The 13348-nt window shown below is 46.2% G+C and carries 9 protein-coding genes; 6 read left to right on the top strand and 3 right to left on the bottom strand.

Annotated features, from left to right (window positions below; translation table 11 throughout):
• Nucleotides 1-225: 225 nt before the first annotated feature.
• From AAHF22_RS12350 to AAHF22_RS12340, 3 genes are all read right to left on the bottom strand, one after another.
• Nucleotides 226-909, bottom strand: a complete 684-nt coding sequence (locus AAHF22_RS12350; protein ID WP_347325312.1) for a metal-dependent hydrolase — start codon at nucleotides 907-909, stop codon at nucleotides 226-228.
• A 44-nt stretch (nucleotides 910-953) separates the two neighbouring features.
• Entirely contained in the window at nucleotides 954-1589 is a 636-nt protein-coding gene (locus AAHF22_RS12345; protein ID WP_347325311.1) for an FMN-dependent NADH-azoreductase, read from the bottom strand.
• A 107-nt stretch (nucleotides 1590-1696) separates the two neighbouring features.
• Nucleotides 1697-2080: a tautomerase family protein gene (locus AAHF22_RS12340; protein ID WP_347325310.1), complete on the bottom strand. Its 384-nt coding sequence runs from the start codon at nucleotides 2078-2080 to the stop codon at nucleotides 1697-1699.
• A 169-nt stretch (nucleotides 2081-2249) separates the two neighbouring features.
• On the opposite strand from AAHF22_RS12340, the gene AAHF22_RS12335 reads away from it, so the two are divergent.
• The 6 genes from AAHF22_RS12335 (at nucleotide 2250) to AAHF22_RS12310 (ending at nucleotide 13321) form a co-directional block, all read left to right on the top strand.
• Entirely contained in the window at nucleotides 2250-4826 is a 2577-nt protein-coding gene (locus AAHF22_RS12335; RefSeq protein WP_347325309.1) for a winged helix-turn-helix domain-containing protein, read from the top strand.
• 280 nt (nucleotides 4827-5106) lie between these two features.
• Entirely contained in the window at nucleotides 5107-7389 is a 2283-nt protein-coding gene (locus tag AAHF22_RS12330; protein WP_347325308.1) for an AraC family transcriptional regulator, read from the top strand.
• Between the two features lie 485 nt (nucleotides 7390-7874).
• Complete coding sequence (locus AAHF22_RS12325; RefSeq protein WP_347325307.1) at nucleotides 7875-9488, top strand: extracellular solute-binding protein; 1614 nt, start codon at nucleotides 7875-7877, stop codon at nucleotides 9486-9488.
• A 298-nt stretch (nucleotides 9489-9786) separates the two neighbouring features.
• Entirely contained in the window at nucleotides 9787-11403 is a 1617-nt protein-coding gene (locus AAHF22_RS12320) for an extracellular solute-binding protein (protein ID WP_347325306.1), read from the top strand.
• 95 nt (nucleotides 11404-11498) lie between these two features.
• Nucleotides 11499-12401, top strand: a complete 903-nt coding sequence (locus tag AAHF22_RS12315) for an ABC transporter permease (RefSeq protein WP_347325305.1) — start codon at nucleotides 11499-11501, stop codon at nucleotides 12399-12401.
• 89 nt (nucleotides 12402-12490) lie between these two features.
• A complete protein-coding gene (locus AAHF22_RS12310) occupies nucleotides 12491-13321 on the top strand; it encodes a carbohydrate ABC transporter permease (protein WP_347325340.1) in 831 nt (276 codons plus the stop codon).
• Nucleotides 13322-13348 lie beyond the last annotated feature (27 nt).

Raw genomic sequence — 13348 nt, 5'->3', positions numbered from 1 at the left:
ATGTATGATGTATTAAATGTATTAAATATATTAGATGTGATGGAAGTTAGAATGACGTTGAGATTTCGGCTACGGATTGTATTTGTGCATACATTCAGCATAGATAGCAAAAGAATCTATACCCCAAGCCTATTTACAACAAAATATCCATAATAAAGCCAGTCTGCACCGATGCAGACTGGCTTTACGTGTAAGCCTGATAAGCTGCGGTTCGCTTGAAGCGAATTACAGCTGTAGCCTATCGCCTGGATGTAGCACTTTACCGACTCCCGGCTCCAGCAGCTCGGCAAAATCATACGGATCTTGCTTGAAGAAAGGAAATGTATTGTAGTGTACGGGTACAACAGCTTTCGCTTTCAGCCATTCAGCAGCAAGGGCGGCATCCTGCGGTCCCATCGTATGCCGATCACCGATCGGTAGGAAGGCCAGATCGATCTGATCCAGCTCACCAATTAGTTTCATATCGGAAAATAAACCGGTGTCGCCAGCATGATAAATCGTTTTATTTTCGGCGGTGAACAAAATGCCTGTAGGCATACCGGTATAAATAATGGTTTTGGTCTTATGATCGGTATAGCTGGAGCTATGGAATGCCTGGGTTAATTTGACCCGACCAAAGTCAAACCAGCTTGCGCCACCGATGCTCATCGCATGCGTTCGTACCCCTTGCCAGCTAAGCCAATCGCACAACTCGGCAGAAGCGATCACGAGCGAATTGTTGCGTTTGGCGATCTCGACCGTATCGCCCACATGATCCCCATGACCATGCGTTAATAGGATAACATCTGCTTTCACATCGGCGGCTGCAATGTCCGCTACCGGATTGCCGGTCAGAAACGGGTCGATAAAGATGGTTGTGCCTTGCGTCTCAATCTGTACAACTGAATGACCATGATACGTAACGTTCATAAAATAGGCTCCTTTCACATAAGGACGGTGCACACGAGCAAGCGTTAAAATGTTTGTGCAAGCTGGCGTGCAGCTTCAATCGCTTGCTGCTTTATTTCTGGAGCACGTGCTGGCGTGTACGAGATGCCTTCAATCAGGATGCTTTCTACATCATGTACACCGATAAAACCGAGTACATTTTTCAAATGGCGATTGCCATTTTCCATATGCTGCATTGGGCCTTCGGCATAGATGCCGCCGCTAGCTTGAATATGCAGTGCTTTTTTGTTTTGTAATAGACCGACAGGGCCGTTTTCGGTATATTTGAACGTTTGTCCACGCATACAGATCGCATCGATATATGTTTTCATAACAGGCGGGTACGAGAAGTTCCACATTGGGTTCACAAAAACGTATTTGTCTGCTGTCATAAACTGGTTGAGTATCTGGCCAAGCTTTGTCATTTTATCCTGTTGCGATACGGTCAGATCAGCCGCAGCTATGCCCTGACCGAGCTTGCCCCATGCCTCCAGCACTTCGGCATCAATATGCGGAATATCCGCATCGTACAGGTCTAGATGCTTGATCTCGTCCGCTGGATGAGCGTGCTTATATGCCTGAACGAATTGTTCGCCTACAGCGAGACTATACGAGGTAGGTGCTTCCCCCGGGTGTGCAGTAATGTATAACAATGTAGCCATGATGTAACATCCTCTCTTCATTTGTTTGTTTTCATCGAAATATATCGTTGGTGGAGAGCTAAACTATTGGTCATCCCACCTATTCGAATGCGCAGACCGCAGCTAGATTACAATGCGAACTGCGCGAACCCATTACCATACGACCAATTATCGCGGGTAACCTCGATTAAATTGATGAAAATATCTTCTTTACGCAGTTGAAGCTGCCCATGCAATTGTTCTGCCAGCGCCTCGTAAAATTGCTTTTTGACCTCTGTTGGACGTCCTGCATTAAGCGTAATTTGAATAATGAGCAGATCATCGGTACGCGCAATATCGAGACAGGTTGGATCGTAGTGAAAGTGATCGGCTTCATATTCGTCTAGCATTATAAAACGGTCGTTAGCCGGTACATTCAGCTGTTCGACAATGGTACTAGCAACCAGTGATTTGATTTGCTCCTTCGTGTCGGTATGACGACCTTTGAGCATGGAAATACGTGTTAATGGCATCGTGTTTGCTCCTTTATCGGGGGTTTGAATGTCATAGGCTCATATTATCCGTTAAAATAATAAAAACGAATGTAGATAAGTTCGTGTTTGTTCGTGTAGACACGAATTCATATAGTGGAGTACAGCTGAACAACTGCTCCTCAATTTTAAATAGCGGGTGGTAAAAAGGATGAATGAACATGTGGAAAAGGAATGGCCCGCCGATATGATCAAAAAGCTACGTACTCGTCCTGCTGCTCATCAGCTCCAGCAGAAAATGCGTCAGGTGGATCTCGCGAAGCAGGTAGGCGTAGACCCGCGAACGGTACAGCAATGGGAAAATGGAGATCGCACACCGGGCAGTAGTAGCTTAAAAAGATTGATCGGGGTATTTTTGCAGGCAGGTAAATTCGTAGTCGATGCGGAGATGAAAGAAGCTAGATTATTATGGGATACGGTAAAGCAGATGGCAGAAGCGCGTTCCTTAACCGGGCGGGAGTTCGCATCGTTTGATGAGGCATGGTTTGCCGGGCTACTTGAAGCCTATCAGCAGACTAACACGATGACGAACGCGGAATCGTTACAACGTCTGGCGATCATGCCGAATGAGCGAGCTATGGATCGGGTAAGCCAGCATTCCCATCGCTCAACAGGCAATCTCCCCCAGCAGGCGGCACTATTTATCGGGCGTGATGCACATATGCAAACTATACGGCTCATGCTGGAAAAAGGGCAGGTCGTGTCCATCGTCGGTTCGGGCGGAATCGGTAAAACCGCACTTGCGATCCATATCGCCCATCAGATGAAAGAGCAATATCCAGACGGCGTATGGCTGCTGGAATTAGCAACGCTGCAAGATGCCGATTTGCTTAATCATTATGCGCTGTCTGTGCTGGGTCTACAGCATCAACCGGAACGCTCCGAATTGGACATTGTGCTTCAGTATATTGAAGAGAAACGCATTTTATTTATTTTGGATAATTGTGAGCATTTGCTGGATGCCGGAGCAGCATTGATTGAGACATTCATCGCTGCAAATCCGCAGCTCCGTTTGATCGTAACAAGCCGTGAATCGCTGAATATCGCTGCGGAGCAGGTATATCGTTTACCACCGCTTACCGTACCGAAAACCGATGACATCGCCAGTCCGATTGCCGAACAAATCGTTACCTCAGAATCGGTACAGCTATTTGTGGCACGATTGCAGCTGGTTCATCCACACCATCATCCAACTGTGCAGGAGATGCACGCGATTGAGAACATCTGTCGTCGTCTGGAAGGGATTCCGCTGGCGATTGAACTGGCAGCGGCGCGGCTAACTATTTTATCGATCGAGCAGATTGCCGAGCGCCTGACGCAGTTGTTGACCTTTTTAAAAGGAGGACGGCGGACAGCGGCTCCACGTCAGCAGACGCTCAAGGCGACGATCGATTGGAGCTATTCGCTGCTTGATCGTAAGGAGCAGCAGTTATTACAGCGTTTGAGCGTGTTTGCACGGAACTTTACATTAGATGCGGTAGAGGCGATTTGTGTACAACGTGAGCCGGAGGAACAGGCTGATCATCCGATCCAGCAGGAAGAAATCATCGATCTGTTATCCAGTCTTGTAAACAAGTCACTTGTGATGCGTGAACAGCAGTATGAAGCTGGACCTGTTCGGTATAGCATGCTGGAAACGATACGGGAGTATGCACACCATCAGCTTTATGATGAAGCGTCGACAGCTTCTATTCAGGACGTATATATCGCGCATGCAAGTTATTATGATGTATTAATTAGACAGCTATCATTCACATTTCGCACGAGCGAGCGAGATCAGTGTCTACAGCAGACTCGTCTGGAATACAGCAATTTGAGTATAGCGATGCAGCGAGCATATCAAGGCATTTTAAGCGAGAACAGCGGTATGCGTATCGCTTCGTCGTTGTACTGGTTCTGGCTACATGAAGGGATGGGGAATGAAGGCTTATTGTGGCTGAGTCGCTTTTTGGATCATGACAGTCAGCTGGGAGCGTATGATCGAGAAGCGCTAGCTACGGCTTATCATGGACAGGGCGTCATTCAATTTGTACTGGTGCATCTGCCAGAGGCCTATCAATCTGTCGAACAAAGTATAATACTCTCTCACAGCGAACACTATAATGTCATACACTCTGCTTCGCTGCGGCTACTGTCCTTTATTCGTATGCATCAGCAAGAGCTAGATCAAGCCGTTGTACATGCGGAGGAAAGTATACAGATGGCTCGCCAGCATGGAGATGTGTGGAATCTGGCAAGCTCGTTACATGCACTGGGACGTATGAAGCTGTTGCTGGGCGAAGTAGAGTCGGGCACCATGTTATTAAAAGAAAGTATTCACTACTTTAAGCAAGCAGATGATCGCTGGGAGCTATCCGGGCCTTATGAGAGCCTCGGATATGCTGCCCTGCAAGCAGAGCAATTTCAGGAAGCGATTGATTATTTTAAAAAAAGTATTTCGATCAGTCAGATCTACAAAGGTACATGGGTGTTAATTCGTAGTCTGGAAGGGCTGATTGCTGCTCTGTATGCTACGGAAAGATATCGAGAGACAGCGATGTTGATTCATGCGGCTCAGCGATATCGTCAACAGGAGCAGATGATGGGCGAACAGCCAGATGGAATCGATATGGAGCAGATGGATCTGGAAGTGAACAAGCAGCTTACCGAGCATGAGCAGCGGGAAATCCGATTACTGTCCGATCACCTGTCCAGAGAACGCCTGGTAGCATACTGTTTGGAATTATAGCGCTCCATATTATCCCATAATAAGTCGATAATGTATGGTAAGAGCATATTGCAGAAAGTTTATCCGCAAATTTGTGTAAATCACTCTACAGAATACGCAGAAAAGTATAGAATAAAAAAGAACTGGAACTTTTCTGCGTCATATTTGATAGCATCATCCAAATAACAATCCTATCGAAAAACGGATAAAGAGTACATCTATAGAAAGAAACCTACCGTGCATTTAACGTACCTGTTGAAATCGATGGACAGCGTATGCTGGGGAAGGGGGAAGTCCATTGTTGTCAAAAAACTGGTATCGGCGGTTGCTATTATCGTATTTTCCCATTTTTCTACTGACGATTTCGATGCTCATTTTCCTATCATTTATCGTCATCAATGAGATTTCCAAAAAAGAAACCGCTCGTGCGGATCGCATCTCGACTAGTTATATGATCGATACGATGGAGCGATCGGTACAGGAAATTGAGATGGATGTATTGCGTGATGTGGAAACGTCACCCCTATATGATGAATTTCTAGCGGAGCGAAATACAGGGAATACAGGTGTGACGTATCAAGTCGTGGAGCATTTACGTCAGTTAATGGACAACAATGAGTTGCTGGAATCAGTGTATGTGTACCGCGATTCGGATCGCAGCGTATTGACTGTACAGGGACTGCAATCGTTGACCGGTTTTCGTGATGAAGCGTTTATCGATCGTGCTTTGAAAGAGCCGGAACAGCAAGGTTGGTCAACTATGCGTTCCTTTGCCGAGATGGGCGGGGATAAGCAACGTCAGGTCATTAGTATGCACAAGCGTCTACCGCTTCCTTTTGGCGATCAGGGCATGATCGTTATTAATGTGAGCGTTTATGGCATGCAGCAACTGGCAGCATCGATGGTGAATAGCCAGGTATCGTTTTTGGATATTACCGATGCGGCAGGTCAGCAGATTTATCCGCCTGTGATGACGGAAGAGGATACGTTTGAGCATGACCAACCGTTAACTGTGCTGCGCTCGCAGCGTCTCGGTTGGACGATGGAGAGTGGTTTGCGTGCCGGGCAGTTATTTGCCTGGGTATCGGTCATTTCGTATATCTGGGTACTGATCGGTGTACTCGTCGTACTGGCATCGATCGCCTACATTATTTATATCACCCGCAAAAATTACAAACCGATTCAGGTGATGATGCAGCGGATCGACTCGCTGCAATTGTCCGCTCATGATTCACCGCGTAAGGATGAAATGGCGCTGATTGATCAGGCGTTGGAGAGCTTGATCGAGCAAACGGTCGATTATGAGCGTCAGCATCATGAGAACCTGCTCATCCATCGCCGTCGTCTGTTTATGAACTGGATTGAAGGGGAGCCACCGGAACAATTGCCTCAGGAATTGGAGCGATTGCGGATTTTTCCGGAGCTAAACGGTCGAACAGGCGTCGATGAAGCGCTCACGTATACATGTATCGTGGCTGAAATTCAAGATTATCATGCGTTTCGCGAAAAGGGTAACTCACAGGAGCATAATACGCTCAAGCTGGCGCTAACCAATGTATTTCAGGAGCTGGCGCAGCAGGATGGCGTGTATGGTTGGTCGGAATGGATCAGTGCGCGTCGTGCTGGCATTATTATTGCAGGTGAAGGCGATGCACGTCAGTGGACAAGATTGTTATTTTCCCTTGCTGCGGGTAGTCGAGAATGGGTGGAGCATAATCTGCATTTACCGATGATCTTTGGTACGGGTGTGACGGTAAAGCAAGTGTCTCAGCTACATCTGGCGTATGATACAGCAGTGGAGTCGATGAAATATTCGATGACGCTTGGACGAGATGGAGTGGTCATGTACAGCGATCTGCCGGAAGGCGGCGAGCCAGATAGCTATCGTTACTTGCAATCGATCTCCGATTGGATCAAAGAATTCCGCCTGCGTCAGCCGGAATGGCGTGATCACCTGCAACAACTACTCGGTAAGCTAGAGGAAGACGTGCTGCGCGATGATAGCATACGCTCGCTCGTACTGTCCTTGCTGCAAATGCTGAATCGCGAGCTGGAGGGCATGTCGGAATCGCTGGATCGCCTGCTGGCGAGTGAGCAGGCAGAGGCGGTCATGGAACAAATCGCTCATGCTGAGACGGTTGATGAACTACAGCTCGCATTAATGCCTTATTTGGAACAGTTATATCGCGTTTATGAAGAAGCAGGCGACTCTACCAATCAACGCGCGCTTATTGGTGATATGAAGGCTTATATGGAGGCGCATTTTGCGAATCCCGATCTGTCTCTGAATCATCTGAGCGAACGCTTTAATGTGACACCCAAATACGTCAGCCATCTGTTCAAAGCCGAACTGGATGTAAAATTTATTGATCTGCTTGTCCAGCTTCGCTTACAGCGTGCAGAGGAATTGCTGCATTCCACCGAGGATACGATTCAAAATATCGCTATTCAAGTCGGCTATGCCAACTCGATTACATTCGGCCGTGTATTTAAACGTATTATCGGTGTGACGCCTGGTGATTATCGCAAGCTCAAAATGAAGCCGGGCAGTCTAATTTCACCACCAGGTGAACAACGCAAATAAACGGATATTGGGGTTGGCGCAGAGGATAAAGTATATCGCTTATAGTCATACAATGAATAGCAACTGTTAATTCGTGAGTAATATAGAATGGATCGATATTGATCAATCTAAGGTTAAGTTCTGATCAACTGATGATAATCATATATGGTAATAAAGCGAATATAGCGTCAATAAACAGTCAATAAACCAAATTTTATACCTCAAAAGAAGCGTGTCCGATGTGACATGCTTCTTTCGTCATGTTCCGAAAAGCCCGCTGTTATGCGGTTTGTGAGCTGCTGAAAATAGTTTATCCGTTGAATTTGGTTAATCACATCAAATGTAAGCGTTTTCTATAGTAGTTTATCGAAGGAATCAAGTTTATTGAGAATTTTAAATTGAGAATGCCATAATTGGGGCAACCCTAAATGGAACACATGAAAATTACGCTAGTTCGGAACAGTCATAACTCATAAGGGGAAAAGCCGATAAAAGGGGATGGAAAAATGAAAGCGTATTCAGGTAAGAAGTGGATGAAGGGACTCACCGGCACGATGCTCGCGGTTATGCTCGCAGGCACTACCGTACTGGCAGGCTGCTCAAGTTCAGGAAGTGATGCTGGAGCAACTACGACAGATGGCAAATCGGTATTAAAAGTTGAAGTGTTTGATCGCGGCAACTCGCCAGCGGGTTCTACCATTACGAATAACTACCTGACCAAACTCGTTAACGAGCGCTTCGGTGCACCGAATAAAATCGATGTACAATATGTACCGATTCCCCGTTCGGAAGAGCTGCAAAAGCTGAACGTACTAATGGCGAGCGGTGGCGATGTACCGGATATCGTATTCACTTACGATCAGGGCACATTTAACCGTTACGCACAGCAAGGCGGTTTGACTGATCTGACGGATTTGCTGAACCAGTACGGTCCGAACCTGAAAAAGTTCCTCGGCGATGAGACACTGGCTTACGGACAAATTGAAGGTAAACAATACGCCATTCCGGGCAAACGCTCTGTACTTGGCAAATACGCTTCGTATATTCGTCAGGACTGGCTGGATACATTAAAAATGCCAATGCCACAAACGACAGACGAGCTGTACAGCACACTGAAAGCATTTAAAGAGAAAGACCCGGGTAAAGTGGGCAGCGGATTGATTCCATTCGCGATGACGATTGAACCGGCACAGTATGAGCCGCTACTCTGGTCATTTATCAAACAACCACTGACCGATGAGCAAAAATATGCAATGACGCAAAAGCTCGGCTCGCGTGATTATCCAACCTTGCTGCCAGGCTTCAAAGACGGTCTGAAATTCATGAATACGCTATACAACGAAGGCATGATCAGCCGTGATTTCAGTCTGGATAAGGATAAAAAGCAGTTTGGGCAGGATATCCAAAATGGCAAAGTGGGCTTCTTCACGGAAGATGCAGGCAACCCGTACTACGCTAACGGCACATACGAAAACCTGCAAAAGAACGTAAAAGGCGCTGTACTGACACCAACCGACGTGTTCACAAACAACGAAGGCAAACACATCAAGCCACAATACGCTCCAAACGGTCTGTACATTATGATTCCAAAATCAAGCACAAAAGCTGTTGAAGCGATCAAATATCTGGACTGGATGGCATCCGGCAAAAACGTATTCGATATGCAAAATGGTGTAGAAGGCGAAAACTATACACTTAAAGATGGCTTGCCTGTCATTAAAGAAGATGCAGCGGCTGATGTAACGAACCGCATTTACAACTATGGTGATATGGTCATTATCGCTAACGGTAAAATCGTCGGTACGGAACAACAAAACAATGATGCTTACATTATGCAAATGCCGGAGAAATATCAGGCAGATATGCGGAAATCGGTCGAGATTTCGAACAGCGACACATTCCCACCGATCAACTTCAACAAACCGATTGAATCGGAAGCGAAATATGGTAGTGCCTTGCAGGATAAATTCGATCAGCTCGTTGTAAAAGCGACAATGGTCACACCGGATCAATTCGATGCTACGTACGATTCTCTGTTAAAAGATTATATGAGCAGCGGTGGACAGGCGATTCTGGATGAGCGTACAAAAGCATTTCAAGAAGGCGCATATAATAAATAATCTTTCGAAATGATGAATTATTATAGTTGCTTATAACTTATACGTTGTCTGTAGCCACACTACAATAAATAACATTAATATAACATTAAAAGTTATTTATAAAATGCAGTGTGGCTACAAAACGCATGATATCAGCGATTTCTCATGCTATGTTTATACTCGGAAACAAGTTTATTGAGCCTTTTTATACTTGAATGCCATAATGAGGACATCCCGAACACGAGATTATGACAGGAAAATTAACTTGTCCAGTCATTAAAGTTAAAGAGGGAGAAAAGTGAATAAAGGGGTTGGAACAATGAAATTGGTTTCTGGTAAAACATGGTTTAAGGGCTGGTCGGGTATTATGCTGGCAACGGTACTCGCAGGTACGACTGTACTCGCTGGTTGTTCCAGTTCAGGTAGTGAAGCTGGCGCAACTACAGCGGATGGCAAGTCAGTACTGAAAGTTGAAGTGTTTGACCGTGGTAATTCGCCGGCAGGCTCGACAATCAGCGACAACTATATGACGAAGCTGGTTAATGAGCGTTTTGGTGAACCTAACAAAATCGATGTTCAATACGTACCGATCCCGCGTTCGGAAGAGTTGCAAAAGCTGAACGTACTGATGGCAAGTGGCGGCGATGTACCGGATATCGTATTTACTTACGATCAAGGCACATTTAACCGTTACGCACAGCAAGGCGGTTTGACCGATCTGACGGATCTGCTAAATCAGTACGGTCCGAACCTAAAAAAATTCCTCGGTGAGGATACACTCTCCTACGGACAAATCGAAGGCAAACAATTCGCCATTCCGGGCAAACGTTCGGTGCTTGGCAAATACGCTTCTTATATTCGTCAGGACTGGCTCGATGCACTCAAGCTGCCCGTACCGCAAACAACCGATGAACTGTATACAACATTGAAAGCATTCAAAGAGAAAGACCCAGGTAAAGTGGGTAGCGGATTAATTCCATTTGGGATGACAATCGCTCCGGCACAATATGAGCCATTGCTCTGGTCATTCGTTCAGCAGCCGCTGACCGATGAACAGAAGTACACACTGACCCAAAAGCTCGGTTCCAGCGATTATCCAACGTTGCTGCCAGGCTTTAAAGATGGTCTGAAGTTTATGAACAAACTGTACAACGAAGGCATGATCAGTCGCGACTTCGGTCTCGATGAAGACAAAAAGCAACTGTGGCAGGATGTGCAAAACGGTAAAGTTGGTTTCTACACAGAGGATGCAGGCGAGCTGTACTTCACGTACAACGGAACGTACAAAAACCTGCAAGCGAATGTGAAAGATGCAAAGCTGACACCAGCCGATGTGTTTACGAACAACGAAGGCAAACATGCGAAGCCAGAATATGCTTCGAATGGTCTGTACATTATGATCCCGAAATCGAGCAGCAAAGCGGTAGAGGCGATCAAGTATCTGGACTGGATGGCATCTGGCAAAAATCTGTTCGATATGCAAAATGGCGTAGAGGGTGAAAACTACACTTTAAAAGATGGTGTACCTGTAGCCAAAGAAAATGCTTCGACTGAAGCGCAAAACCGTCTGTACAACTATGGGGATATGGCAATTATCGCCAATGGTAAAGTGGCAGGTACAGAAGAGCAAAATAATGACGCTTATATTATGCAAGTACCGGAAGAGTACCAGGCAGCGATGCGCAAATCGGTTGAAATCTCCAATACGGATACGATCCCACCGGTGAACTTTAACAAACCGATTGAAGCGGAAGCGAAATATGGTAGTGCACTGCAAGATAAATATTCACAGCTGATCGTTAAAGCAACAATGGCGCCAACAGCACAATTCGATACAACGTATGATGCTCTACTCAAAGATTATATGAGCAGCGGTGGACAGGCGATTCTCGACGAGCGCACCAAAGTATTCCAAGAGGGCGGCGCTAACAAGTAATTGATTTGCACAGGATTGATCGTAAGGATTGGAAGTCGCCTGGTTTACAGGCACAGGCGGCTTCCCTATTTATAAGCTGAAAGGGGAGTACGACAGTGAAGACGTCCACCTACCTGAGAAGATACTGGCAGCTGTATTTCCTGCTCATTTTACCGCTCGCTTACTTTGCCATTTTCAAATATGGACCGATGTATGGCGTACAGATTGCATTTAAAGACTTTAACTTTTTCCAGGGCATTAACGGCAGTGAATGGATTGGTTGGGATGGCTTTCGAGAGGTTTTTCAAAACCAGGATTTTTATCGTACTCTTCGCAATACACTGATGTTGAATATTCTGGACCTGATCGTTTCGTTCCCGGCACCGCTGATCCTTGCGATTATGCTGTATGAGGTTAAAACGGTGTGGTTTAAGAAACTTTCGCAGACCATTCTCTATATTCCGCACTTTATCTCTTGGGTTATTATCGGCGGTATCGTGTATCAAGTGTTTGGCACGCAATCTGGTTTTATTAACAATCTGTGGGTATCGATGGGCTTCCAGCCGATTCCGTTTCTGACAGATCCGAACTACTGGCTGATCACCTACTTGCTGACTGGTGTATGGCAAAGCGCAGGCTGGGGGACGATTTTGTACCTTGCTGCTCTGACCGGTATTAACAGAGAGCTGTATGAAGCGGCAGAAGTTGATGGTGCTACACGGATGCGTCGTATCTGGCATATTACCTTGCCGGGACTGCGTCCAACGATCATTACGTTGCTCATTATCAACCTCGGTAACATGGTAACGATCGGCTTTGAACGTCCTTATGTTATCGGTAACGTTGCCGTGCAAGAATATTCCGACGTGCTGAGTACATTCGTCTACCGGATCGGTTTGGAATCCGGACAATATACGCTGGCGACCGTTGTGGGTCTGTTCCAGGCGATTGTTGGACTCATTTTCGTATTAGGTGCAAACTTTGCAGCGAAGAAAACGACCGGGGAGGGGATTTTGTAATGGCAGAAGCAGCTCGCGTTAATGAAACGGATCGTATCAAAGTGAAGCCTAACGTCAGCCGTAGTGACCGCGTCTTCGATATTGTAAATATGACGCTCATTGCTGTATCCGTACTGATCTGTATTTTCCCTTTTATCCACGTGCTCGCAATCTCGCTTAGCTCGTCGCGCCCGATTATGTCAGGTGAAGTTACGTTATTCCCAAAAGAATTCACGATTGAAGCGTATGTAAAAGTGTTCAGTGATCCGTCGATGATTCGTTCGCTTGGCTTTACGGTCATGCTGACTGCGGTCTTTACTCTGTTCTGTATGGTGATGACGATTGCGGCAGCTTATCCGCTGTCCAAATCGAATCTGAAAGGTCGCGGCTTCTTTATGGTCGTGATCATCATCACGATGTTCTTTAGTGGTGGTATCATTCCAGAGTACATTCTGGTGCGTAACTTGCACCTGCTTGACACGATGTGGGCACTCGTCCTGCCGGGCTTGATCAGTCCATTTTATCTGATCATTATGATCTCGTTCTTTAAAGGGATACCGGACAGCTTGGAAGAAGCGGCAGAGATTGATGGCAGCAGTCATTTCCGTACATTGCTCCGCATTATTTTACCGTTGTCGATGCCGGTTATTGCAACGCTCAGTCTGTTCTATGCGGTTGGACGCTGGAATGGATTTATGGACACGCTCATGTACATTAACAGTCCAGAGCTGTATCCGCTACAATTGAAGCTGTATCAACTGATCCAGAACAATATGGCAACCGAACTGATGCGTAATGAGGTTGCGGGTACAGCCAATATGATGCCGGAAAGTCTAAAGGCGGCGAGTGTTATTTTCGCAACGGTGCCGATTCTGATCGTATATCCGTGGTTGCAACGCTACTTCGTTAGCGGTGTAATGCTCGGTGCGGTTAAGGGTTGATTAGGCATAAAACTACAATTTCATAGC

The sequence above is a fragment of the Paenibacillus wenxiniae genome, assembly GCF_039822605.1.
Taxonomy (GTDB): Bacteria; Bacillota; Bacilli; order Paenibacillales; family Paenibacillaceae; genus Saccharibacillus; species Saccharibacillus wenxiniae.
Note: the sequence above shows the minus strand (reverse complement) of the source record. Positions and strands in the feature narration are given on the sequence as shown.

Excerpts from the sequence above, each read along its gene's own strand:
- AAHF22_RS12350 (WP_347325312.1), bottom strand. The coding sequence starts at position 909 with ATGAACGTTACGTATCATGGTCATTCAGTTGTACAGATTGAGACGCAA.
- AAHF22_RS12345 (WP_347325311.1), bottom strand. The coding sequence starts at position 1,589 with ATGGCTACATTGTTATACATTACTGCACACCCGGGGGAAGCACCTACC.
- AAHF22_RS12340 (WP_347325310.1), bottom strand. The coding sequence starts at position 2,080 with ATGCCATTAACACGTATTTCCATGCTCAAAGGTCGTCATACCGACACG.
- AAHF22_RS12335 (WP_347325309.1), top strand. The coding sequence starts at position 2,250 with ATGAATGAACATGTGGAAAAGGAATGGCCCGCCGATATGATCAAAAAG.
- AAHF22_RS12325 (WP_347325307.1), top strand. The coding sequence starts at position 7,875 with ATGAAAGCGTATTCAGGTAAGAAGTGGATGAAGGGACTCACCGGCACG.
- AAHF22_RS12320 (WP_347325306.1), top strand. The coding sequence starts at position 9,787 with ATGAAATTGGTTTCTGGTAAAACATGGTTTAAGGGCTGGTCGGGTATT.
- AAHF22_RS12310 (WP_347325340.1), top strand. The coding sequence starts at position 12,491 with ATGACGCTCATTGCTGTATCCGTACTGATCTGTATTTTCCCTTTTATC.